General features: G+C 54.9%; 19 protein-coding genes. 1 reads left to right on the plus strand and 18 read right to left on the minus strand.

What is annotated here, in order from left to right; genetic code table 11:
• Position 1: 1 nt before the first annotated feature.
• The 9 genes from IEX77_RS00895 to IEX77_RS00935 all read right to left on the minus strand — a co-directional run bounded on the left by IEX77_RS00895 (position 2) and on the right by IEX77_RS00935 (position 11,417).
• On the minus strand, positions 2-1,036 hold the full coding sequence (locus IEX77_RS00895; RefSeq protein ID WP_188807293.1) for an alpha/beta hydrolase: 1,035 nt from the start codon (positions 1,034-1,036) through the stop codon (positions 2-4).
• 162 nt (positions 1,037-1,198) lie between these two features.
• Entirely contained in the window at positions 1,199-1,363 is a 165-nt protein-coding gene (locus tag IEX77_RS00900) for a hypothetical protein (protein WP_009751898.1), read from the minus strand.
• 189 nt (positions 1,364-1,552) lie between these two features.
• Positions 1,553-3,727 carry a polyribonucleotide nucleotidyltransferase gene (pnp, locus tag IEX77_RS00905; RefSeq protein ID WP_188807296.1) on the minus strand — a complete coding sequence of 725 codons (2,175 nt, stop codon included), beginning with the start codon at positions 3,725-3,727 and terminating at the stop codon, positions 1,553-1,555.
• A gap of 745 nt (positions 3,728-4,472) precedes the next feature.
• A protein-coding gene (prfB, locus tag IEX77_RS00910; RefSeq protein WP_188807297.1) for a peptide chain release factor 2 occupies positions 4,473-5,592 on the minus strand; the annotation gives its coding sequence in 2 pieces (ribosomal slippage) (positions 4,473-5,528 and positions 5,530-5,592; 1,119 coding nt in all).
• 40 nt (positions 5,593-5,632) lie between these two features.
• Positions 5,633-7,513 carry an ABC-F family ATP-binding cassette domain-containing protein gene (locus IEX77_RS00915; protein ID WP_188807299.1) on the minus strand — a complete coding sequence of 627 codons (1,881 nt, stop codon included), beginning with the start codon at positions 7,511-7,513 and terminating at the stop codon, positions 5,633-5,635.
• Positions 7,514-7,515: 2 nt separating this feature from the next.
• Positions 7,516-8,283, minus strand: a complete 768-nt coding sequence (locus IEX77_RS00920; protein WP_188807301.1) for a C40 family peptidase — start codon at positions 8,281-8,283, stop codon at positions 7,516-7,518.
• 216 nt (positions 8,284-8,499) lie between these two features.
• Complete coding sequence (locus IEX77_RS00925; RefSeq protein ID WP_188807302.1) at positions 8,500-9,201, minus strand: precorrin-2 C(20)-methyltransferase; 702 nt, start codon at positions 9,199-9,201, stop codon at positions 8,500-8,502.
• An 18-nt stretch (positions 9,202-9,219) separates the two neighbouring features.
• Positions 9,220-10,503 carry an ABC transporter permease gene (locus IEX77_RS00930; protein WP_188807303.1) on the minus strand — a complete coding sequence of 428 codons (1,284 nt, stop codon included), beginning with the start codon at positions 10,501-10,503 and terminating at the stop codon, positions 9,220-9,222.
• Positions 10,504-10,511: 8 nt separating this feature from the next.
• Entirely contained in the window at positions 10,512-11,417 is a 906-nt protein-coding gene (locus IEX77_RS00935) for an ABC transporter ATP-binding protein (RefSeq protein WP_188807304.1), read from the minus strand.
• Positions 11,418-12,076: 659 nt separating this feature from the next.
• On the opposite strand from IEX77_RS00935, the gene uvrA reads away from it, so the two are divergent.
• A complete protein-coding gene (uvrA, locus tag IEX77_RS00940) occupies positions 12,077-14,977 on the plus strand; it encodes an excinuclease ABC subunit UvrA (RefSeq protein ID WP_262890253.1) in 2,901 nt (966 codons plus the stop codon).
• A 100-nt stretch (positions 14,978-15,077) separates the two neighbouring features.
• Here the strand turns inward: uvrA and IEX77_RS00945 are convergent, their stop codons facing one another.
• From IEX77_RS00945 to IEX77_RS00985, 9 genes are all read right to left on the minus strand, one after another.
• Positions 15,078-16,196: a TlpA family protein disulfide reductase gene (locus IEX77_RS00945; protein WP_188807305.1), complete on the minus strand. Its 1,119-nt coding sequence runs from the start codon at positions 16,194-16,196 to the stop codon at positions 15,078-15,080.
• Positions 16,197-16,324: 128 nt separating this feature from the next.
• Positions 16,325-17,488, minus strand: a complete 1,164-nt coding sequence (locus IEX77_RS00950) for a TlpA disulfide reductase family protein (protein ID WP_188807306.1) — start codon at positions 17,486-17,488, stop codon at positions 16,325-16,327.
• 116 nt (positions 17,489-17,604) lie between these two features.
• Positions 17,605-18,054: a NanQ anomerase/TabA/YiaL family protein gene (locus IEX77_RS00955; RefSeq protein WP_188807307.1), complete on the minus strand. Its 450-nt coding sequence runs from the start codon at positions 18,052-18,054 to the stop codon at positions 17,605-17,607.
• A 502-nt stretch (positions 18,055-18,556) separates the two neighbouring features.
• Complete coding sequence (locus tag IEX77_RS00960) at positions 18,557-20,017, minus strand: DUF5686 family C-terminal domain-containing protein (RefSeq protein ID WP_188807308.1); 1,461 nt, start codon at positions 20,015-20,017, stop codon at positions 18,557-18,559.
• Positions 20,018-20,033: 16 nt separating this feature from the next.
• Positions 20,034-20,681, minus strand: a complete 648-nt coding sequence (locus IEX77_RS00965) for a carbohydrate-binding family 9-like protein (protein ID WP_188807309.1) — start codon at positions 20,679-20,681, stop codon at positions 20,034-20,036.
• 42 nt (positions 20,682-20,723) lie between these two features.
• Positions 20,724-21,380: a LysE family translocator gene (locus tag IEX77_RS00970; RefSeq protein ID WP_060936174.1), complete on the minus strand. Its 657-nt coding sequence runs from the start codon at positions 21,378-21,380 to the stop codon at positions 20,724-20,726.
• A gap of 12 nt (positions 21,381-21,392) precedes the next feature.
• A complete protein-coding gene (locus tag IEX77_RS00975) occupies positions 21,393-22,064 on the minus strand; it encodes a MarR family winged helix-turn-helix transcriptional regulator (protein ID WP_229770760.1) in 672 nt (223 codons plus the stop codon).
• Positions 22,054-22,968 (minus strand): DUF5106 domain-containing protein, encoded by a 915-nt coding sequence (locus IEX77_RS00980; RefSeq protein WP_188807311.1) that lies wholly within the window; start codon positions 22,966-22,968, stop codon positions 22,054-22,056. Before IEX77_RS00980 ends, IEX77_RS00975 begins: the two co-directional genes overlap by 11 nt.
• On the minus strand, positions 22,961-23,950 hold the full coding sequence (locus IEX77_RS00985) for a glycosyltransferase (RefSeq protein ID WP_188807312.1): 990 nt from the start codon (positions 23,948-23,950) through the stop codon (positions 22,961-22,963). The genes IEX77_RS00980 and IEX77_RS00985 overlap by 8 nt, the downstream gene beginning before the upstream one ends.
• Positions 23,951-23,954 lie beyond the last annotated feature (4 nt).

Below are 23,954 nucleotides of genomic sequence, written 5' to 3' on the forward strand. Positions count from 1 at the left end.
GCTATGGATGTGATGTGGAGTGAAGTGAGTCGAGGAATGTGAAGAGCGTGCGGTAGACCGTGGCGTAAGCGGTGGAGTCACTCGAGAGGAAAAGGTCGTGGAGGCCGTTGGGGATGCGGTGTGCCTCGACTTGAGGGCCAAGCTTCTTCCCGTAGCGCTGTATATCCTCTACGTCCAGCACGAGGTCAGCCTTACCGAAGGCTTCTTGCCACACGCCCTTAGCGCGGATACTCTTGTCTGAGCTCATCAAGAGGATAGGCATCGGGAGTTGTAGACCACGCTGTACACGCTTATGCCCACGACGAATAGCACGGAGCCAACCGAGGCGGATGGGATGTCCATAGTCCTTCTTGAGATGCGTGTCGTAGTCCCATGGCCCGTGATATCGGGAGAGCAAAGACTGGGCATAGAGGTCGGGTGACTTAGATACCCCACTGATGACCTTGCTTGGAGCTATACCCGCTGAAGCGGTCAGTAGGGGAAGGACAATCTTCTCCTCAGCCTTCGAGAAGTTGAAGTCAAAGAAAGGACTATTGAGGATGAAGGCACGGATGCTATCTTGATTCTTCGTGTCCGCAAGATAAAGGGAGGTGATGAGCCCACCTGTCGAGTGTGCCATCAGATAGACCTCCTCGGCACCTTCCTCACGGATGATCTTCAGTGCTGCCCCCAGCTCCTCGTAGTACTCTCGTAGGTCTCGTACCTCGAAGGCATCTTGATGAGGGAGGATAGAGCGCCCATATTTGCGTAGATCGAGAGCATAGAAGTCAATCCCATGCTGAGCGATACTATCTCCCATAGCGGCCTGGAAGAAGTAATCATTGTATCCGTGTACGTAGAGTAGGGCCCGCTTAGAGGGAGTAGTGCGGTCATGTCGTATGAGTGTAGCGGTGACAGCTCCTGCGTAGTCATCTCGCATCTGTAGTGTGCGCTGGCTGTAGCCTGAGATGCTATCAGCACGCCATTGTGCGGAGAGCTCCAGACCAAGTAGACTGCACGTGATGAGAAGGAGGAGGATATAAAGTCGTCGTTTCATACTACCTGTTTGTATTGACTTGAATGCAAAGATAACTTAAATCACGCCATGCCGTGGCGGTAGGCTCTGTCGGAGTATGGGCTTTGCGCTAAAATAAAGCGAGCTATCCAGCCTCTGCTGGACAGCTCGCTATGGGAGTGATGTACTTCTTGGGTCCGGTGGTTACGCCTTCTTGTTGATGAAGATGTGGCCGAGAAAGCCGAGGACGACGAGTGTAAGCCCCGTGCCGAGGAAGAGGTTGGCATTCTCTACCTGGTCCGTGAAGTAAGTGAAGAGCTGAAGAAGAGCCCCGATGAGCATCACGATGATACCGATATACTGCTTCATAATGTCTCTATGTACTATGGTTATGTGTATGTTCTCTATATGCAAAGTACGCAATAATTCCGTACATGACGAAACGCTTACAGAAGATAGCCCCCGATACCCCATCTCTATGGAGATATCAGGGGGCTACTCTTGTGAAATTGCGACTCTGTGAAGGGGAGGGCGCAAGCCTCCTCTATTAGATGCTAATTAGCGAGGACGACGCTCACCGCGGTCGGGGCGGGGACGACGCTCGGGCTCCTTATAGCCTTCGGGCTTGGGAAGCAGGGCACGACGGCTGAGCTTGAACTTACCCGTCTTCTGGTCGATGTCGATGAGCTTGACTTCGATCTGCTGACCTTCTTCGAGGCCCGTGTCTTCGATCTTTTCGTAGCGCTTCCAGTCGATCTCAGAGATGTGGAGCAGACCGTCCTTACCGGGGAGGAACTCTACGAAGCAGCCGTAAGGCATGACCGAAGAGATCTTACCCTGATAGACTTCGCCTACCTCAGGCATAGCGACGATGCCCTTGATGAGGCCAACAGCCGTATCGATAGCATCCTTGTTGGATGCGCTGATTTCGACTACGCCGACGCCATCCACTTCTTCGATGCTGATAGAGGCACCGCTCTTCTCCTGCATACCCTGGATGATCTTACCACCAGGGCCGATGACAGCACCGATGAATTCCTTGCCGATACGCAGGGTCACGATGCGAGGAGCATGGGGCTTGAGGTCTTCGCGAGTCTCGGGCTGAGCTTCGAGGATCTTACCGAGGATGTGCAGACGACCTTCGCGAGCCTGTGCCAGAGCACGCTCGAGGATTTCGTAGCTAAGACCATCGACCTTGATGTCCATCTGAGTAGCGGTGATACCGTCAGCGGTACCCGTTACCTTGAAGTCCATATCACCGAGGTGATCTTCGTCACCGAGGATGTCGGAGAGGATCGCGTAGTTCGTACCCTTGTTCTCAGAGATCAGACCCATGGCGATACCCGATACGGGCTTAGCGATGGGTACACCAGCGTCACGCAGAGCGAGCGTACCAGCACATACCGTAGCCATCGAAGAAGAGCCGTTAGACTCGAGGATGTCGGAGACGACACGGACTACGTAGGGGTACTGAGCGGGGAGCATGCGCTTGAGGGCGCGGTGAGCGAGGTTCCCGTGACCGATCTCACGACGGCCGACACCACGCTGTGGGCGAGCGTCTCCAGTAGAGAAGGGAGGGAAGTTATAGTGGAGGAGGAAGCGTTCCCTACCGTAGTTAAGTACGTCATCGACGAGCTTCTCATCACTCTTCGTACCGAGGGTGACCGTCGTCAGAGACTGCGTCTCACCACGGGTGAAGACTGCAGAGCCGTGAGGTCCGGGCAGGTAATCCGTTTCGATCCAGATAGGACGGATCTCGGTGGTCTTACGACCGTCAAGGCGCTTGCCTTCGTCGAGGATAGCACGGCGCATAGCTTCCTTCTCGACATCGTGGTAGTAGCGAGCGATGAGGGGAGCCTTCGTCTCAAGTTCCTCTTCGGTGAACTTAGCCTTGTATTCCTCTACGATAGCATCGAAGGCCTCAGCACGAGCGTGCTTGTCGGTACCCGATACAGCTACGGCGTAGGCCTTAGCGTAGCAGGAGTCGTGTACATCCTTGCGCAGGTCTTCGTCGTTCTCTTCGTGGCAGTAGGTGCGCTTGACGAGCTTACCTACAGCTTCGCTGAGCTCGAGCTGAGCCTGGCACTGTACCTTAATGGCTTCGTGGGCTACCTTGATAGCCTCGAGCATTTCAGCTTCCTGGACTTCCTGCATTTCCCCTTCGACCATCATGATGTTATCGAGGGTAGCCCCTACCATGAGCTCGATATCAGCAGACTCAAGCTGCTCGAAGGTGGGGTTGATGATGAATTCGCCATTGACGCGGGCGACGCGGACCTCACTGATAGGACCGTTGAAGGGGATGTCCGATACGGCGAGGGCTGCAGAAGCAGCGAGCCCAGCCAGAGCATCAGGCATATCTACACCATCCGTAGAGAAGAGAATGACATTGACGAAGACTTCGGCATGGTAGTCATCTGGGAAGAGGGGACGCAGGGCACGGTCTACGAGACGGCAAGTCAGGATTTCATAGTCAGAAGCCTTGCCTTCGCGGCGCGTGAAGCCACCAGGGAAGCGACCGAAAGCGGCATACTTCTCCTTGTACTCGACCTGGAGGGGCATGAAGTCAACCCCAGGATTGGCATCCTTGGCTGCGCATACAGTGGCCAGCAGGACGGTATTCCCCATGCGGAGGGTTACGGAACCGTCAGCCTGCTTGGCTAATTTCCCTGTCTCGATGACGATCTCTCTACCATCGGGCAGTGTGATTGTTTTGCTAATTGGCTGTAGCATTATTGTTCTTTATTGATTGATAACACCTTTAATAGTCGGGACAAAGGTAGTCAAATAAACGGTACCAAGCGCCCCAGCTCTGTGATGTAGCCATACTTTGGAGGGAATTCTTATCTGCTACCTTCCTGCTTACCTTTATTCAGCTCCTCGAGGTCGGGCAATTTTGCCATAACGGAAGGGGGTTCAGTATGCCATAGAGCCTCTTTATGAGCTTGATCAAAGAAGACTCATCTGCTGCTCAACTTCGGCTGTCGTATAGGCCTATGATACGAACCTATATTGGTCGCTGCTTTGACCTATATTAGGTTGTTGCTTCGCGTAGGGATAAAAGTTGTGGAGGAGTGGCAGATAAGTTTGGGCTACGTACGTGGCTCTAATATCTACGTACGTGGATATTTGGATTGACGTGCCTGGTCTTTAAGACTACGTACATAGATGCGGAAAAGCCACTACGGGAAGGCGCTTTTTTCTTCATAAGAATGGCACTTTTCCCTCCGCTGAATAAGTGGAATACTCGCGATAAGGCGAAGGGCTTGCCCGATCACTTCGGAGAGGCATGTCGGGGAGCTGGGCGTGCGATGCCTTAGCACTCAAAATAGAGGGCCGGACTCTCGGCAACAGTCTCATCTTGTTCGTCCCGCTTGGAGGAATGGTAGTTGCATCTCTATCAAACGAAAGCCCTCGCTTAGAAGCCTAATTCTAAGCGAGGGCTATTCTATGCTAATAGTCGTGGTGAATGAAAGAACTATTCCTCGTCCTTTCCTGCGAACTCCATCAAGTAGGCCTTGATGAATTCGTCGATATCTCCGTCCATAACGGCGGTGACATTCGAGGTCTGGTAGCCTGTGCGGTGATCCTTCACGCGGCGATCATCGAAGACGTAGCTGCGGATCTGGGCACCCCATTCGATTTTCTTCTTACCAGCCTCGACCTCGGCCTGCGCCTTGCGGCGACGCTCAAGCTCCTTGTCATAGAGCTGCGAGCGTAGGAGGCGAAGGGCATTCTCTCGGTTGTCAGTCTGCGATCGGGTCTCAGTATTCTCGATGATGATCTCCTCTTCCTCGCCCGTTTCGGGGTCCTTGTACTTATATCGTAGGCGTACCCCAGTCTCGACCTTATTGACGTTCTGCCCACCAGCTCCACTGGAGCGGAAGGTGTCCCAACTCATATTGGCGGGATTGACCTCTACCTCGATGGTATCGTCTACCAGAGGTACGACGAAGACAGAGGCAAAGCTCGTCATGCGCTTCCCCTGTGCGTTGTAGGGGGAGATACGCACCAGGCGGTGTACACCTGTCTCGCTTTTGAGGAAGCCATAAGCTTGATCACCCTCGACCTGCATGGTCATGGTCTTGATGCCAGCTTCATCGCCGTCCTGCCAGTTGGTGATCGTGGTCTTATACCCTTGCTTGTCGCACCAGCGGCCATACATACGGGCAAGCATTGAAGCCCAGTCTTGGCTTTCGGTACCGCCAGCTCCAGCGTTGATCTTGAGTACGGCTCCAAGGTTGTCTTCCTCGGCACGGAGCATATTCTTAAGCTCGACCTCTCCGAAGAGGTGAATGGCACGCCCGTAGGCATCATCAACTTCCTCTTCGGTGGTGATCTCCTCCTTATAATACTCAAGGGCGAGGGCTACCTCCTCGACGAGGCGCTCAGCTTCGTCATAGTAGGCGATCCACTTTCGAAGGTCCTTGACCTTGCGCATCTGGGCTTCGGCGCGGGTGCGATCTTCCCAGAAGGAAGGGTCTGCCGTACGAAGCTCTTCTTCTTCTAATTGGATACGTCGGCTATCGACGTCAAAGATACCTCCTCAGCGCAGTCTTGCGCTCCAGCAGGGCATTGAGCTGGTCTGTCGTTATCATAGACTTCTATGTGATTAGTGAATAAATAGTCGGAGGTATGTTAGGCCTCCTTCTCCTCCAGCTCGAGCTGGCGCAGGGTAAGCAGGTCCATCTCTTCGATGAGCTCACCGATACGCTCCGAGGTCTTCATCAGGTCTTCGTGTGAGAGCGTGCCTGTGGAGAGCTTGGCTTCGAGGGATGTCTTCTCCTCATCAAGCTGGGGAATACGCGCTGTGATCTCCTCAAGCTCTCGTCGCTCAGCATAGGTGAGGCGTGCGGGGCGGTTTGCCGTGCGACGTGATTCTGCTGGCTGGGGGGCTGCTTTACGGGGCTGTGAAGCCTCAGCCTTTTGGCGCTCTTCCTCCTCACGCTTCATACGATAGAGGGTGTAGCTCCCTGGGAAGTCACGTACGACACCTGCTCCCTCGAAGGTGAAGAGGTGGTTCACGACCTTGTCCATGAAGAAGCGGTCGTGGCTGACAATGAGCACGCAGCCTGCGAAGTCCGCGAGGTACTCCTCGAGCGCTTGTAGCGTGAGGATATCGAGGTCGTTCGTTGGTTCGTCGAGGACGAGGAAGTTCGGGCACGTGACGAGCACGGTGCATAGATAGAGTCTGCGTAGCTCGCCACCGCTGAGCTTCTCAACAGGGGTGTATTGGCGCTCGGGAGGGAAGAGGAAGCGCGTAAGTATCTGGGAGGCGGAGAGGCGCTCTACTTGGGTGCTTCCTGCGGGGAGCTCGAAGTTCTCAGCGATCTCCTGCACGATGTCGATGACGCGCTTCTCGGGCGAGAAGGTCGGAGGCTCTTGGCTATAGTAGCCGAAGCGTATAGTCTCTCCGATGTCAAAGCGCCCTGAGTCTGGCTCGATCTCGCCGAGGAGCATACGGAGGAAGGTGGTCTTCCCGACACCGTTCTCGCCGATGATACCGACCTTGTCATAGCGGCTGAAGACGTAGTTGAAGTCCTGCAGGAGCACCTTATCACCAAAGCCCTTATTGACGTGGTGTGCCTCGAAGATCTTCTTCCCGATACGGGTTGATGAGGCACCGAGCTGTACTTCATCCGTGCGCTGAGCAGGGCGAGTCTTGGTCTCTAACTCATGGAAGGCATCGATGCGGTACTGTGCCTTCGTCCCGCGAGCTTGGGGCTGACGGCGCATCCACTCGAGCTCTCGTCTGTAGAGGTTGAGTGCGCGCTGACGAGACTGCTCCTCCTGCTCGTGACGCTCTTCGCGCTTGGTGAGGTAATAGTCGTAGTTCCCCTTATAGCGGTAGAGACGCCCACCATCGAGCTCGATGATCTGGTTGCAGACGCGGTCGAGGAAGTAGCGGTCGTGGGTGATGAGTAAGAGGCCCATCGTGGAGCGGTCGAGGTAGCTCTCGAGCCACTCGATGCTCTTGAGGTCAAGATGGTTCGTCGGCTCATCGAGGAAGAGTAGATCGGGCTGGCTGATGAGTGTACTCCCGAGGGCGATGCGCTTAGCTTCTCCACCCGAGAGGCCCTTGACGGAGCGCTGGTAGTCGTGGATGCCGAGTGCACCCAAGATCTCCTTAGCTCGCTGCTCATAGTGCCATGCACCCTTGGCCTCCATCTCGGGGAGGAGGCGCTCCATAGTCTGGCTATCTCCCGCCTCTACGGCTATCTCCCAAGCGAGGGTGAGCTGTGCTACGGGATCGTAAGGGCTGAAGCACGCCTCGAGTACCGTCCCTGTCTCGGGGAGATCGGGGAGCTGTGGTAGGAAGGCTTGCTTGATGTCCCGCTCGTAGGTGATGGTCCCCGAGTCTTGTGGCTCTCTGCCGAGTAGGATACGCATGAGAGTGGACTTACCCGTACCATTGGGTGCGATAAGCCCGACCTTCTGCCCACGCTCGATGGAGAAGGAGATATCAGAGAAGAGGACGCGATCCCCGAAGCTCTTGGTGAGTTGCTCGACCTGAAGCATACTTAGTCTAAGGATTCGGGGGCCATAGGGACACCCTTCCAGTGCTCCTTGACTTCGGGTAGACGGCCAGCGCCTACATAGCGTGAGGTGTAGTAGGCGTTGTTATTGAGGTTCTCGATGACGATACCGCGGCTGCAGCTGCTGTGCATCATCTTGATGTTGCCATCCTCATTGCTGACGACCATAGCCACGTGACCGACACGGTTGGCACTGCGGTTACGCCCCTTGAAGAAGAGGAGGTCACCTGGCTTAGGGTCCTTGATGTTGTTGGCATAGACAGCGAGACCACTCGAGGAGCGAGGGATCTTGATGCCTTCGAGAGAATAGATGTAGCTGACGAAGCCTGAGCAGTCGAGGGGCCACTTAGCGACACCTGAGGTGCGATAGCGTAGACCTAAGAGCTGCTGCCCGTGGTCTACGACGGACTTGATGAGAGCGGGGGTGGAGGAGGCTATCTCCATCTTATCATAGGAGAAGCCACTGCCGCCACTGCGACGGCGATAGTGTGAGCCATAGCTGCGACTCCTTCCTGCAGCGTATCGTCTGCTGGAGCGCTTATGTCTTGATTTTCTGGGGGCGGGAGCTGGTGCGGGGGCTTGTAGCTCTGTAGTGAGCTCTAAGAGTGAGGCCTCCGTGTGCTGGGTGTGTGTCTCTGTGGTCAGAGCTCCGTCGTGGGTGGAGCTGAGGTCGGTGGCTCCTGCGGGTAGGGCAAGGAGGGTAGTGAGGGCTGCTACTACGAGTGTAGTGCATGACTTCTTGAATCGAATCATCCTGTCTTAACTTAGGTGAGGCAGGCTATCTCCCCCGAGTGGGAAGGACCTTAAACACCCGAGGTGGAGGGAGTCAGTACTTTACTTTGACTCCCTCCACTTCGGATGGGCTGTAGGCAAAAGATGTCTACAAGCAGAGAACGCTTTCGTTAGCAAAGATAGTATAATCTGCTGAAATAGACTTTGTTCGCTGCTTGAGGTGCTTGGTGCGGTGCCCTATCGGCGCTTACTGATGATGATAGAGAAGTAGGGGAACTCTCGCTGGAGAATCTCATCCGTAGAGGAGGTGATGTACTCCTTCGGCATGCCTACGAACTCAAAGTAATGCCACTTGCGATCGGGATGCTGAGCGATAGCTGACTTGATCTCCGCTTCGCAGAGCGAGCCCTTCATCACGACGATGGTGTGACGACTCTTCCAAGCACGGTCCCACTCCTCACGAGTAGCTTCGCCTGGGATGACAGTGCACTGCTCCTCGAGCTGCACAAGCTGACCTCCAAGGCGGCCATTGCAGGCGATGAAGGCTGGTACTCCGCAGATCTGCTCTGTGGTGAAACCCTCTTGCTCGATATGCTCTCCGATATAGGCGGAGGAGGAGTAGAAGCCACAGTCGCCCTCAGCGACGATGGCGATGCGAGCACTGGGCTCGGCCTTTTGCTTCTCGCAGGCCTCTCGGGCTACGATCTCATAGGCCTCAAGGGCACCATCGCGGTCCTTGCTCATCGGGAGGTCGTAGAGCTGGATCTGCTCCTCGCGTATGCCGAGTGAGAGCATCATCTCGGCGGCCTTCGAGGCATGACGGCCCTTGCGAGAGACAGGGACGGGCGTGTAGATATAGTCGGCCTCGCGGAGGGTGCGAAGGGCCTTGAGGGTGATGAGCTCTGGATCTCCAGGGCCCAGCGATACGAAGTGAATCATAGTTGGGGTAATGGGATGCTATTGTCTGTAAGTAATCCAGCGCCATACCTCACGCATCGATGGCTTCTTGCCATACATGAGGATGCCGGTACGATAAATCTTCCCTGCGAGGGCACTCGTCAGGAAGACGGTGATATATAGTATAGCGAGGCTCAGAAGGGGCTGCCAGAGAGGTACATCGTAAGGCAGTCGTACCATCATCACCACGGGGGACGTTAAGGGGCAGAATGAAGCCCAGAAGGCGAGGGTGCCATCAGGATTGTCTACACTCCCCATACCTGCATACATAGCGAAGATGAGGAGGAGGACGACAGGCATCATCATCTGTGATGCCTCTTCATCTGAGCTTACCAGCGAACTAAGAGCCGCGAGGATGGATGCATAGAAGAGGTAGCCACCCACGAAGAAGAGGATGAAGAATATCAGAATCTTTGCGAAGTTCACACCCTGCAGTACAGCGAAGAAGGTCGTGGCCTGGCTAAGGAATGAAGTTCCTCCTATGACTTCTGATTGGAAGAATGCCTGGGCGATCTGTGCTCCTACAAAGAACAAGATGGCCCAAATAGCGATCTGTAGGAGACCCAAGAGACCTATCCCGATGATCTTGCCCAGCATAAGCTCTTGAGGGCGTACTGAGGAGATGATGACCTCGACGATACGATTCTTCTTCTCCTCCAGGACTCCCTGTAGCACCATACCTCCATAGGTCATCATGAAGAAGTAACTGAAGAATGAAAGGCCTACGCCGATGATGCTGGCTACAGTACTGGACGACGTATCGACATCCCCAGATTCGTCCCACTTATATGTGGAGATATGGAGCTGGACTTGGCTCTCCTGTATAGCTTCTTGCAGCTGGGGGATGTTGTACGAGCGGATCTTTTCCTCGGTGAGGTGTCGGGAGAGCACTTCATTGATATAAGTTTCCAGCCCTTGTGGTAGCTGCTTGAAAGAGAAGAGGCTGATAGCTTTTGGGTCCTTCAAGAGATCGTCTCGGATCTCGAGTATAGCCGTGATTGCCTCTTGGGAGGCTTCGCTGCGTAGGCTATCTAAGGGGCGGTCTACACGGACGAAGCGGTAGCTGTCGCTGTCGTTGCCTTCAAAGAGGGAGGCATAGCGTCCTGTATGGTCAAGGATAGCTACCTGCTGCTGGTGGTCCACCTCGTTGATCGAGGATACAGCTGCTGGGACGAAGCCGAGGCCAATCATCAGGATAGGCATGACGAAGGTTATCACCCAGAAGGACTTCTTGCGGAGGCGCGTGATGAATTCGCGCTCGATGACGAGGTGTAGCTTATTCATACCAGATACTATTTAGCTTGGACTGTTGCGAGGAAGATCTCATGCATCGAGGGGTATTCCAGCTCGATGCTCTGCAGGTGGATGGCAGAGGGGAGCTGACCGATGATCGAGCGAAGCTCCTCCTCGGGCTGTAGCTGTACTCGTAGGATCTTGGAGTACTCGCGCTCTTCATGCTCCAGTATATTCAGATGAGATAGGTCGGTAGGGGAGATCTCTCCCTCATAGACGATACGTGCGGTATGAGAGCCGTGTGCTCGGCGTATCTCAGCAGTCTGACCCGAGAGGACGACTTCGGCGCGATTGATGAGCGTGATGTCATCACAGAGCTCCTCGACACTCTGCATGTTGTGGGTGGAGAGCATGAGGGTCGTTCCCTTGGCCTTGAGGGCAAGGATCTCGCGCTTGAGTACCTCAGCATTTACGGGGTCAAAGCCACTGAATGGCTCATCGAAGATCAGCAGGCGGGGCTCATGCACGACGGTCGTGACGAACTGGACCTTCTGCTGCATTCCCTTCGAGAGCTCTTCGACGCGCTTGTCCCACCATGACGTGATCTCCAGACGCTCAAACCATTCCTTGACTCGCTGCTGGGCATCTGACTTGCTAAGCCCCTTGAGGCGTGCTAAGTAAATGGCCTGTTCACCGACCTTCATCTTGGGGTAGAGCCCACGCTCCTCGGGGAGGTATCCGATATGGAAGAGGTCTTCCTCTTGTAGGGGGTGACCTTCGAGACGCACCTCTCCACTGTCGGGGGCTGTGATGCGATTGATGACACGGATGAGCGAACTCTTGCCCGCACCATTCGGTCCTAATAGCCCGAAGATGCGTCCTTCGTGGGCACTCAGCGAGACCTCATTGAGGGCGGTATGCTCGCTGTAGCGCTTCGTCACGTGATCTACTTCTAAGTATGCCATAGTATACTGGGTTGTGTGTAAGAGGGAAGGAGCTTTGAATCCTCGAGGCTCCATGGTCCGATAGCAAAGATACGATATATCAATATACGGTATAGACCGAAGGTTGAGAAGATCATAGTAGGGGTGCTCATGTCGCGATTCTCACCATGCGGTGTAGCTCTTTCGGTGTGTAGTACGCCCCTTCCTCCCATAGTCGCATCTCTCACCTGTGGTAGCGTGAGCCCCTCGATCCAGCACGAGGATTTTTCTTATCCAGCAGAGGAAAAATGGTCTTTCTGTGAATAAAAAAGTAGCCGCCCGCAGTGGTTTTCCTTCGTCTACGTACGTAGTCATAAAGACCACGTACGCAAATCCAAATGTCCACGCACGTAGATATTAGAGCCACGTACGTAGATCGAACTGATCAGCTATTCGTCCGCAACTCATTCTCGTACGCATAGGAGGTCATACCACTACTGCTTTCAGCTTTTCACTCCGAAGGGATGATCCTCTTACAGCCCCAATAGGGGGTAGGGATTTCGAGGCGGTAGCTTCGTCCGCCTATTCTAATCGGTGATTAGCGCGCTAATAATTCGTATTTTTGTAAGAATAGTTAAGCGTCCTTTGCGAGGGGTAGAAGCCCCTCCTTCGCCCCGTATATTGCCTATTACTCAGCTTCGATGGCTCGTAAACTAAATAAGAAGACTTCTCCCACCACACCCGCCGACCGCCAAGATACGGCCGAGCATATCCTCCTGCACCACGTACGTGTCAATAATCTCAAGGATATAGACCTCGAGATCCCTCGCGGGCAGCTTGTCGTTGTCACAGGCGTGAGTGGCTCGGGGAAGAGTTCGCTGGCCTTCGATACACTCTATGCCGAGGGGCAGCGCCGCTATGTCGAGAGCCTCTCCTCGTACGCGCGTCAGTTCGTCGGGCGTATGGCAAAGCCCGAGGCCGACTGGATACGTGGTCTGCCACCCGCAATCGCTATCGAGCAGCGTGTCGTCAGCCGTAACCCCCGCTCGACCGTAGCTACCTCGACGGAGATCTACGAATATCTCCGTCTGCTCTATGCTCGCGTAGGGCATACAATCTCCCCCACGACAGGAGAAGAGGTGCGCAAGCATACGGTGAAGGACGTCTTGGCCTACATCAAGTCGCTCCCCATAGGGAGTCGTGTCTACCTCATCGTCCCCCTGCATATCCCCTCAGGACGCTCACTCGCAGCTCATCTGGAGATCCAGCTGCAGCAGGGGTATAGTCGTCTCTGGACGGAAGACGGCATCGTAGCTATTGAGGATGCGCTGCTCTGGAAGGATGATCGTGCCGAAGGGCTTTACCTGCTCATCGACCGCTTGGCGCTCAGTGAAGAGCTGGAGGCCGTGGATCGCCTTGGCGAATCCGTAGAGACCGCTTTCTTCGAGGGGCGAGGCATCTGCTCTCTGGCTATCGAGGATATGAAGGATGGAGCGCGCCAACCCGTGCGCTTGCAGGAGTTCAGCAATATCTTCGAGGCTGACGGGCGGGTCTTCCAAGAGCCCAGCCCCGAGATGTTCAGCTTCAACAATCCTATCGGTGCTTGCCCCGAGTGCGAAGGCTTCGGGAAGGTCGTGGGTATTGACCACCGCTTAGTAATTCCCGACCCTACACTCTCGGTCTATGATGATGCCGTCGCCTGCTGGCGTGGGGTCGTCTCGTCGGAGTGGAAGCAGTTCTTCATTCGCTATGCTGAGAAGCTACACTTCCCCATCCATCGCCCCTATGAGGAGCTGACAGAGGAGCAGAAGACCCAGCTGTGGGAGGGCATCCCATCGAAGGAGTATGGTCCTATCGGGATCACTCCCTACTTTGACTACCTGCGTAGCCAGCTCCATAAGATTCAGAATCGCGTGCGTATCGCGCACTTCACGGGGAAGACCGTCTGCCCCTCTTGCCGTGGTGGTCGACTCAAGCCCGATGCTCTTTGTGTCCAGGTCGGAGGGAAGAATATCTCCGAGGTCGTCTCAATGACCCTCTGGGAAGCCCGTGATTTCTTCGATAATCTCCAGCTCCCCGAAGGAGACGCTTTCATAGCAAAGCGCCTACTTCATGAGATCCGCTCTCGCTTGACCTTCCTCGATGAGGTCGGCTTGGGTTATCTGACCCTTGACCGTCTCTCCAGCACCCTTTCCGGTGGGGAGAGCCAGCGCGTGACTCTCGCGACGCAGCTCGGAAGTAGCCTCGTAGGCTCGCTCTACGTCTTGGACGAACCGAGTATCGGTCTGCACCAGCGTGATACCGAGCGCCTCATCCGTGTCGTTCACCGTCTGAGAGACTTGGGCAATACAGTTGTCGTCGTCGAGCATGATGAGGAGATGATGCGTGCTGCCGACTACATCATCGACATCGGTCCCGATGCCGGGCGCTATGGCGGTGAGGTCGTCTATGCTGGACCTGCCTCCGAAATAACGAAGGAAACACCAGGCTATACGGCTGCTTACCTCACGGGGCGTGAGACCATTCCTCTGCCCTCGGTGCGCCGTCCATGGAATAGCTATATCGAGGTCGAGGGTGCGACGATGCACAACCTCAAGGACCTCACAGTGCGCTTCCCCCTACATACACTCACTGTCGTCAGTGGGGTCAGTGGCTCGGGGAAGAGTACCCTGATGCGTGAGCTCTTCTACGAAGGTGTCTCTCGCCTGCTGAACAAGGAGCCGATGGACAACCTCGAGCTTCGTGGCATCTCGGGAGACCTGAGTGCTATCAGCCAGATCGAGTACGTCGACCAAAATAATATCGGCCGTAGCTCCCGCTCCAACCCCGTCACTTACGTCGGTGCCTTTGATACGATTCGTGAGCTGTATGCAAGCCTTCCCCTCTCGAAGCAGATGGGCTTCAAGCCCTATTACTTCTCCTTCAATAAGGAAGGCGGGCGATGTGAGACGTGCCAAGGGGCAGGCGTCATCACCATCGAGATGCAGTTCATGGCGGACATCACCTTGCCCTGTGAGGCCTGTCACGGCTTGCGCTTCCGCAAGGAACTCTTGGAAGCCGAGTACTGTGGTGTGAATATCTCCCAGCTCCTGGATATGAGTGTCGATGAGGCGGTAGAGTTCTTCGAGGCAAATAGTGCGTCCTCCAAGCTGACGTCGAAGATCATCGACCAGCTCCGTCCCCTGCAGCGTGTAGGCTTAGGCTATATCAAGCTGGGGCAGTCGGGCTCTACGCTCTCTGGTGGGGAGAACCAGCGTGTCAAGCTCGCTTACTATCTTGGGAAGGGGAAGAAGCTCCCCACGCTCTTCATCTTCGACGAACCGACGACAGGACTACACTTCCACGATATCCGTACCCTGCTGGATGCTCTGCAGGCTCTCATCGATCAGGGGCACTCGGTGATCGTCGTCGAGCACAACCTTGAGGTCATCCAAGCTGCCGACTGGGTCATCGATATGGGCCCTGAGGGTGGTAAGGCGGGTGGCTACATCGTCGCCGAAGGCACGCCCGAGGAGGTGGCCTCTTGTGCTGAGTCCGCTACGGGTATGTATCTCAAGGAACTTCTCAAGCAGAAGGTGAAGCAACACACTCGCAAGAAGTAGCGCTCCGCTTCGTAAAGACAAAGAAAAGGCTCGCCTCCTATCTCAGGTCACCGCATAGGTGCCTCAGATAGGGGGCGAGCCTTTATGTATATGTGATTACTTAGAGCTTGCCGCCCATAGATCTCGCAAGCTTTTCGAGAGTATCCTCGGCATCCTCTCGGGGTACATTGGTATTGATGCAGTTCCCCTTGGGGTCGAAGAGAATTAGGCGAGGGATATACTTGACCCCGTCTACACGCTGATACTTATCGAGGAATACTTGAGGCCACAGGATAGCTTGGCGCTCCGCTTCGTTGCAGAGGGCAGTATAGTCATCGTTCATACCTACGCCTACGATCTGCAGTCCCTGCCGGCCGTAGGTGATGTAGTATGCTCGGAGCTCAGCCATCTCTTCTCTACAAGGAGGACACCATGAGGCCCAGAAGTGCACGAGGGTATAGTGCCCCTTGCCGAGGTAGTCACGGAGTGCGGTGGGCTGTCCCTTCATGTCCATTCCTCGTAGCATATAGATGGCTGGATCAAGGTCTGAGCCTGGAGGCGTGGCATTCTTCTGAATGCGCTGCAGATGTTCCTTGACTTCCTCATCTTGTGTAAGCCTCTTGGAGACCTGAGATACAAGATTCTTGGTCGATTGAGTATCGTCGTCTATCGTGCGTAGTACGGCTCGGAGACAGAAGAGTCCTACGGCATCGTCGGGATGCTCCTTGAGCTGGGACGCATAGACGGCTGCCAGCGAGGCATCGTAGTCGGAGAGCAGGCTGTCGGCCAGCATGGCGAACTCCAGCTGGGAGATACTCTTGTCTCTGCTCAATGTACGCTCCTTCTCCTCTCGGCACTTAAGCAGCTCATTCTTCTTGTCCATCAGTTGGGCGAACTTATCATTGAGAGGAGTGCCTAAGGCCACCTCGCGCTCAAAGGATATCTTGAGTGCACCTGGCTCGGGGAAGAGATAGACGCGACTGCCTGCATCGGTGCATAACTCATAGTAAGGCTCACTGGTCGGGAGGCGTAAGACCTTCTCGAAGCGACGTGCCTTGAGAGGTACGCTATCTACGACCACGCCATCAGAGACGCGTATGAGGCGCATCTGCTGGTCTTTATCGAACTCTGTGGCTTCTCCCGTGATCTTGAGTTCGATGATCTCGCTTTGCTGTGCAAGGAGATGCTGAGGAATGAATGTGAGTAGAAGAAGGGCGGAGTAGAGTAGTAGTCTTGTCATCGTATATCGGTATCTAATGTGGTAGGTATGAGGTGTGCTTCATGCAGGGGTATATAGCAAAAGCCCCCAGCTACGTCTCCGAAGAGATATAGCTGGGGGCTTCTGCTTAGAGGTCTGGTGTCAAGCGCTTAGAGCTTGCCGCCATTATCCTGGAGTGCCTTGTCGAGGAGCTTATTGATCTCCTCACCACGGAGGTCACGAGCGACGATCTTACCTGCGGGATCGAAGAGGATGATCTGAGGAATCCCTGCGATACCATAGAGCTCTGTAGCTTCGGTCTTATTGAAGATCTGAGGCCAAGTGATCTCAAGCTCCTTCATTGCCTTGAGGTGATCTTCCATCTCGTCCCATACGACCGTACCAAGGATGACGAGTCCCTTGTCGGTGTAAGCATCGCGTACCTTCTTCAGGTGACCGATCTCACGACGGCAGGGACCGCACCACGAAGCCCAGAAGTCAACGAGGACATAGTGACCCTTGCCCACGTAGTCGCTAAGGCGAACGGCCTTGTTAGCATCATCTACTCCCTCGAAGTCTACGAACTGTGCACCTGCCTGCGTAGCTTCTACACGGCGAAGACGTGCGACCATCTTCGTAATGCTTTCTTCTGCACGGAGACGATCACCAGCCTGCTGCAGGAGTGCTTCTGCCTTAGCGACGTTCACGTCTTCCATCCCGAGGAGGGTCTGAAGAGCAATGAGACCGATAGCATCGTTGGAGTGCTCCTTGAGGTCAGCTTCGGCGAGGGGCTTGATCTTGGCATAGAGCTCATCTGAAACCTTCTCTTGAGCTTCTTCCTTGGCCTTGTCGTCAAGGTTCTTGTCTGCGCGAATGCTTTTAAGTTTCGCTCTCGCCTCTTCGATTAACCCCTTTCGGTACTTGGATTTTTGAGTATGCTCATCATTCAGTGGGGTACCAGTAGCGCCACTCGCAGCGAGGTCAGCCTTGATAATCCCTTCTTCGGGGATAAAGGAGAGGTTATAAGATCTGGGGATGACCAGATGTACGATGAGACCGTCTTCGGCTACAGCACGCTCCAGCGTGAATCGGCCATTAGCGATCTGGACGCTATCCGAAGCACCCTGACCGCTGGGCTTGTAGAGGTAGACCCACTGACCATTGGCATCTGCGGGAGCCATCCCATCGATGCGGTAGTTGCCAGCCTTAGGCTGTGTGATGACGACCTTAGTGACCTTTCCCTTAGCGGGGCGCTTACGCTGAGCGACAGCAGGTAGGGCGATAGTCGTAGCCAGGGCAAAGAGCCCGAGGCGTATCCATTGATTTGTCTTCATATACTTGAGAGTTGTCTTGTGTTAAAGGGAATGATTTTGCTCTTATCCTTAGGCTAAGATAGCGATAATCCTGCTATGTACGCAGGGTGCCTCCACAGGGATGTGTACTGATTTTGCTATCGGCGGACCTTGACAATGAGCTTACTGATGGGACTTCCGTCCCCGATGAAGGGAGCATGACCATCCTCAGGGAAGAGGATGACGAAGTCTCCTGGGAGCAAGTCGACGTAGCTCGTCGGCTGATCATGGTAGAAGATGATGTCCTTCGACTCATCGTAGGGGGCACGGGGGCTAAGGCATTTAGCACGGGGGAGCCAGCCGATGCGCTCGCGGCCCTCAAGGAGGACCTGGATGTCGATGTAGGATTCGTGCGCTTCGATCGGCTGCTCATCTTGGGGATTGGATGGAGCGTCTATTCGGTTGATGAAGAGTTCTTCGCCTCGGAGCTCCAAGCGCTGGGGCTCCATAGCCCGTAGGTCGTGACTCTTGATGTAGTCAAAGACCTCCTTAAAGCGAGGATGAAGGGACTCGTAGCGAGCGGACTCGTCGAGGGTACTGTGGATCATAGGGTGATTAATAATGTATGTGTTGTTGCTTGGCGTGTGGTCTTATCCCGCGTGGGGAGTGGGAGCTCGCGTCATCAAGCTCATAGCAAAGGTAGAAACTTCCCGTTACTTCATCAAGCGCCGTTTGTGTCAGATTTTTGGGAAGTCTACCTCCTATTTATCGTACAGAAGGCTCGTAGAAGGCCGGGTGTGATTCCCTCCGAAAGGGCGGAAGATAGGAGTGCTGGACAGAACGTATACCCTTGCTGAGTGCAACGTATACCTATCGCGGGCAAAACGTATACGTTTCGAGCGTGAAACGTATACGTCTTGGGTATGAAACGTATACGTTTTGATCAGGGAACGTATACGTCCTCTTGCTGCAGGCCTTTCGCTTCGTAACTACATGGTACTTTGAAGGCATAGGGACATTGCCCAAGAGTCTTCGCCAGCCACTACATAACGAAGCCACCCGACGTGATACTATCGGCATCGCGTCGGGTGGCTTCATCTTGGGGGGAGGCTAATAGCGCTCGCTGGCGCTGGCTGAGAGGCAGAGGACGGGTAGGCTGATGCGGAAGGCGACGTGTGGTCGAGTCTTCTGCCAGTCATACCCAGCGAAGAGACCAAAGCGTGCTATGTCGCCCCAGCCGATGGAGTAGCCGACCTCGCTGAAAGCACGACCATCTCCGGTGAGGAGGTTGCGGGCGTGGAGCGCATCGTCCATACGGAAGAAGCCCCCGAAGCCCTTCGTGCGTGAGAGTAGGAAGCGATTCGAATAGAAGTTGACTTCCTGCGTCGTCCAGCTCTTGCCCCCAGTGAAGAAGGGGGGCAGGGTTGCCCAGTTGTCCTTGAAAGGCGTGCGGTCAATGACAGGAGCCAGGGCGAAGTACTTCTCATCGCTTGGGGAGAGATACTCCCGAGAGAGGTACGTACCCGCATTGATCTTCAGGTCGATCTTATTGTCCTCGTTCAATGGGATCGTGCCACGGACGAAGGCTTCGAGCTGCTGGAAGCGGCTGTAAGGGACGGCCGAAGCGGACTGCGTGCTCCCATTTGGGTCGAAGGCCTGCTTATAGATGACCCCCAGCTCACGGCGATGGCCGATGGGAATGGGTATGCCCGACTCGCTACGATTGAGGAAGGAGGGGGCCCAAAGCACTTGTCCCGAAGCGAGCAGGGCGCGATGGTGCTCCAAGGGGATACCTACCTGAGGCTTGCGATCCTCGAAGAGTAGGGAGGTCGAGAGGTCGAGGCTTTCGGTGAGTTGGATGCGATTGCGTAGCTGGAGATAGTCCTTGACAAACGATGCGACGGGGCTATTTGCCGCAGGGAGTGCTCCGTAGTATCCGCGGTAGATCTCCTCGGGAGTGAGGTGGAAGGTCTCTCGTGAGGTGTGCCCTCCAGAGAGTACCGTGAGCCCGTTGAGCTGAGGCGCATAGTAGAGGAGTAGGTTATGCTCGTGATACCAGTTGCGACTCTTGAGCGCATAGTTGATAGAGGAGCGCAGACGGATTGATCGACCTTCTCCCAGCTTGCGAGCTACGAGGATGCCATAGCCAAACCACTGGCCGTCGATGGAGTTCTTGGCCGTCAGGAGGTCAATGACCCCATCGATGCCAATGCGCCACTCGAAGTCAAAGTCTTTCCCGGCCCCGATCTCAATGAGCGTCTTGAGGGGCCCGCCTGTACTGCTTGAGGACTTTTGATTGCGCGCCATACTCGCTGCGACGGCATGGAGGAACTGATAGCCACGATTCTGATTGTAGGGGGCTACAGGCTCGTAGCGGAAGAAGCGGTCTATCATCGGGATGCCATACTTCGGGCGAGCCTCGTTGGCACGAACAAGCTCTCGACGGAGTCCGTCAAGGGAGTCCAGACGCAAGCTATCCTGAGGAGTGAGTCCCGTCTGAGCTCTTAGAGGAGCCAGCGCGATGAGACTCAGAGCAAGAGCACCAAGCCAAGTGCAGTGTCGGTGGGGCATAGCGGGCGTATCGGGATTATGCTTGGAGGAAGAGCTCACCGAAGAACTGTGGACGATGGAAGGCGGGCTGAGCTTCTTCGATAGGTGTCCAGCTGAGGAAGTGAGGATGTGGGGTCTTGTCACCGCACTTGTATAGGTTAGCACGCAGTGATGTGGGGAGCTTACCAGCTTCGTAGCTCATCGTCGTCCAGGGGATGGCGACGGTGACTTCCCATGCATGAGGACCCGTCAGCTCCAGCCCGTGCTCTCCGAGATGAGTAGCCCAGCGCTCGATGCTGGCGAACTCTTCTGCGCTTAGAAGTTCAGCTTCGGATGGGGACTGGTGGTGGGCTGCATAACATACTCCAGCAGCATTGAACTCAAAGTTAATATAGGCCTCGCCAGCTTCGCGCTGCATGAAGAACTCGACACAGCTGTCTTCGTGGACATAGTTCCCATCTCCAGGGGAGAGCGTGCGGAGGTCTTGACCATCGACAACGTAGGTGATGTAGAGCGCCTTGGCATCATAGCCAAGATAAGCAGCTACGAGTGGGCGGTGAGGGAAGTCTGCACGCCAGTTCAGCGTATCGATATAGAGCACTTCACCTTGCTCTCGCAGGATGGGAGTGAACTCAGATAGGGTATGTGCACCGCGCTCAATTCGGGGGATATAAGCTTGCTTCATAAGTTTTGTACAAGGATAAAAAGAGGGAGGGCTACGCAGGGGCTACTCAAAGAGTGAGGTGTAGATCCCTACGAGAGCTAAGATGATGAGTACGAGGGCTACGATACGATTGATCCACTCCAGGCTCTTCATGCCAAAGCGGACAGAGAGCTTCTTGACGATATAGGTCAGGATGACCCACCAAAGGAGGCAACCGATACCGATGCCCGCCATAGCTACAAAGAGCTCGACGAATTGGAGCTTCACAGCTCGTACGAACTCGAGTCGTGCGTACAGTGGGAGGAAGAGGAGGATGATGAAGGGGTTGGAGAGCGTAAGGGCAAAGGCTCCAGATACCTTCTTTACACTGTAGGCAGACTTGAGGCGATGTGGGGGAGCGGGCGTGTCGTCTTCGCTCGTCGAGACGTGTCGTGTGAGGAGGATGATACAGAAGCCTAAGATGAAGATACTCCCACCGAGCCTGAGTGAGCTGCTGTACTGATCAAGGAGATTCAGTACGATCCCTACGCCCCAGTAGGCGATAAGGCCATAGACTAAGTCACTGAGGGTCGCTCCGAGACCTACCAGCATCCCATCGCGACGTCTGCCACGTGTCGTCTCTCTCATGCAGAGGAGACCCGTCGGCCCCATGGGGGCAGACACTAAGAGACCGATAAGTATACCTTTTGCAAACGTAAGGAGTAGCTCTAAGAGAAGCATAGGCAGATGATACTAATGGGATGGGGCACCAGTACGTAGTGTCCTTAGAAGCTCGGCAAGATCACTGTCGCTCTTGGCGGGGGGGAGTGTCGATAGAGCTCCGCAGAGATAATGGAGGAGGAAGTCCAGGGTAGCCTGTTGTTGCTCCTGTAAAGGCGCTGATAGGAGGAGGGCAGCTGTATGAAGCTGAGGGAATACCTTCATCAGTTCGGCTCGGCCCTGTGGGGTGATGGTGACGAGGACACTACGGCGGTCTCGCTCGTCAGGGCGCTCTTCAGCCATACCCTTAGCTACCAAGCGACGGATGATCTCAGCACCCGAGGTTTTCTCCATCGCATTGAGTGCATTCAGCTCGGTCTTGGTCTGGGACTTGCCACTCATGAGACTTGCCAAATAGGAGTATTCCTCTTCACTCTGTAGGAGGTCGGAGGCCATGAGTGCACGCTTGATGTAGCCCTTAGAGTAGCGATGTAGAAGGCTTAGATGACGGGCGATAGACACCTCGTGCTGCTGTCCCATGTTCGCTGGGCGGATCGCAGACGTGGGGCTTTCTTCCGTGCCCTCTTGCATACTCTGCACGAAGATGAGGAAGCTCTTCATGCTGAGCTCCTCATCATTGGGGAAGGACTGCTCGAAAAGCTCGATGTAGTCCAGCAGTTCCGTTAGTAGTCGCTTACTCTTCATCACGGGCATGGAGGTAAGTAGCGATCTTGGGGATGGAAGTGTTGCGGAGAAGAACAGTCTTCTTCGCATCTAAGAGGTAAAGCGCACTACCGTGGCTTAGGTCATAGCGTCGCTGAGCTGTGATGAGCTGTGCAGAGTCGTAGCCCAGCGTCGCCCCAGACCAAAGACTTCTAAGAGCTGAGTCTGGGCGTGTCGCTCCCGTATAGACGACCAACGGGCGTAGGTTCTTCTCCAGCACGAGGCGATAAAGAGCCTTGTGCCCGTGGAGTGCTTCTGCCCATTGCTGATTTCTCTTATCTGAGTCGACGGAGAGGACGAGTAGGGTATAGGGGGCACTGAAGTGTGATAGATGTCGGCTGACTGTACCCGTAGTGTCGCTCGTATGGTAGAGGAAGTCTTGGGCAGTGCGACCTATTGCATTGTGCTGAAGGCGCACTCGCTGGAGGTATGCTGCCACCTTTTGAGCTGAGTCTACCTTCATAGAGGACTCTTCCCACGACAAGACGAGGCTATAGAGCCCTTCACTGTAGTGAGGACTCTCGGGATTGTATAGCTGCGAGCGGTAGGTGGAGAGGGCTGTTTGGAGAGCTTCGCCAGAGAGGAAGTTCAGAGAACGGGAGATACTACGGCGAGCAGTCCCGAGGGGTGCTCCGTGTAGGAGACCACAGAAGTCTTCTATTTGGCGTGTAATAAGTGCTTGCGAGGTGTCAGGCTGTGCCTCCATCTTGTCCCAGTAGTGGTCGATGAGGTAGCCGAGACGCTCACGTGGGGAGGTGAGATGGTCGGGTAGGTAGACTTCGCCGAGGGATGAGGTCGCTACCTTTGGACGGCAAGCGCCCAAGGTCAAAGGTAGGAATACTACGATCCCATAGGTACGAATGTAGCTAACCCAGCCCTTACTCATAGAAGTTATCCTTGAAGGCAATGAACTCCTTACTGCGAAGGATGTACTTCCCCCACCAAGCACGAAGGAATCCTGAGCCATAGCCCCATAGCTGGATGAAGCATGCGGGTACAGCGAGGAAGGCAACTTCGACTGATCGTCCTGCTCGATGATACGCATCGATAAAGAAGATGACGGCAAGAGCCAATAACCCCAGTCGACCAATCCAGAGGAAGAGGGCGATGACAGAGGCAATGGTGAAGAGGGCGGGTAGAAGGTGTACTAAGCGTGTACTCCCAGGATGGCGCGTCTCCAGGTGGATACGTGCGATACCCGAATTATGTACCTGCTTGAAGAACTTGCGGAAGTCCACTCTGCGCTTGTGGTACACGAAGGCTTCTTGGATGAGTGCCGTGCTATGCCCTCCCTCGATGAGGCGAAGGCTGAAGTCAATATCCTCACCGAAGCGCATCGCTTCATTGAATCCTCCAAGCTGCAAGTAGACGGAGCGGCGACAACCGAGGTTGAAGCTACGTGGCTTGAACTTCTCCATACCGTCAGCGCTTCCACCACGGATTCCCCCAGTCGTTAGGGGAGAGGTCATCGCATAGTTGATAGCCTTCTGCACCGTGGTAAAGTCGTCCGATGCAGCATCAGGCCCGCCGAAGGCATCCACGGGATGTTTCTCCAGGTAGTCATCTATTGCAGTGAGATAGCCTGGGGGTAGGACGACATCCGAATCGAGGATAATAAGGTACTCGCCTGTGGCTTCACGAGCTCCGAGGTTACGGGCCCGTGAGGGACCTCCATTGGGTACAGCGATATAGCGTAGAGCTGGGACGCTCTCACGATAGTTCTCGACGATGGCTTCCGAACTCACGGAGCTGCCGTCCTCGATAATGACTACCTCGAAGTCGAAGAGCTCCTGATGGGTCAGGCTCTCCAGTAGCTCCCGCACCTCATCGGGGCGGTTATATACGGGGATGACGAAGCTATATCGCATAAGG

Source organism: Porphyromonas pasteri, from assembly GCF_014647755.1.
In the GTDB taxonomy this organism is placed as follows: domain Bacteria; phylum Bacteroidota; class Bacteroidia; order Bacteroidales; family Porphyromonadaceae; genus Porphyromonas; species Porphyromonas pasteri.

Coding starts and splice junctions, on each gene's coding strand:
- IEX77_RS00895 (WP_188807293.1), bottom strand. CDS start 1,036: ATGAAACGACGACTTTATATCCTCCTCCTTCTCATCACGTGCAGTCTA.
- IEX77_RS00900 (WP_009751898.1), bottom strand. CDS start 1,363: ATGAAGCAGTATATCGGTATCATCGTGATGCTCATCGGGGCTCTTCTT.
- pnp (WP_188807296.1), bottom strand. CDS start 3,727: ATGCTACAGCCAATTAGCAAAACAATCACACTGCCCGATGGTAGAGAG.
- IEX77_RS00915 (WP_188807299.1), bottom strand. CDS start 7,513: ATGCTTCAGGTCGAGCAACTCACCAAGAGCTTCGGGGATCGCGTCCTC.
- IEX77_RS00920 (WP_188807301.1), bottom strand. CDS start 8,283: ATGATTCGATTCAAGAAGTCATGCACTACACTCGTAGTAGCAGCCCTC.
- IEX77_RS00925 (WP_188807302.1), bottom strand. CDS start 9,201: ATGATTCACTTCGTATCGCTGGGCCCTGGAGATCCAGAGCTCATCACC.
- IEX77_RS00930 (WP_188807303.1), bottom strand. CDS start 10,503: ATGAATAAGCTACACCTCGTCATCGAGCGCGAATTCATCACGCGCCTC.
- IEX77_RS00935 (WP_188807304.1), bottom strand. CDS start 11,417: ATGGCATACTTAGAAGTAGATCACGTGACGAAGCGCTACAGCGAGCAT.
- uvrA (WP_262890253.1), top strand. CDS start 12,077: ATGGCTCGTAAACTAAATAAGAAGACTTCTCCCACCACACCCGCCGAC.
- IEX77_RS00945 (WP_188807305.1), bottom strand. CDS start 16,196: ATGACAAGACTACTACTCTACTCCGCCCTTCTTCTACTCACATTCATT.
- IEX77_RS00950 (WP_188807306.1), bottom strand. CDS start 17,488: ATGAAGACAAATCAATGGATACGCCTCGGGCTCTTTGCCCTGGCTACG.
- IEX77_RS00955 (WP_188807307.1), bottom strand. CDS start 18,054: ATGATCCACAGTACCCTCGACGAGTCCGCTCGCTACGAGTCCCTTCAT.
- IEX77_RS00960 (WP_188807308.1), bottom strand. CDS start 20,017: ATGCCCCACCGACACTGCACTTGGCTTGGTGCTCTTGCTCTGAGTCTC.
- IEX77_RS00965 (WP_188807309.1), bottom strand. CDS start 20,681: ATGAAGCAAGCTTATATCCCCCGAATTGAGCGCGGTGCACATACCCTA.
- IEX77_RS00970 (WP_060936174.1), bottom strand. CDS start 21,380: ATGCTTCTCTTAGAGCTACTCCTTACGTTTGCAAAAGGTATACTTATC.
- IEX77_RS00975 (WP_229770760.1), bottom strand. CDS start 22,064: ATGAAGAGTAAGCGACTACTAACGGAACTGCTGGACTACATCGAGCTT.
- IEX77_RS00980 (WP_188807311.1), bottom strand. CDS start 22,968: ATGAGTAAGGGCTGGGTTAGCTACATTCGTACCTATGGGATCGTAGTA.
- IEX77_RS00985 (WP_188807312.1), bottom strand. CDS start 23,950: ATGCGATATAGCTTCGTCATCCCCGTATATAACCGCCCCGATGAGGTG.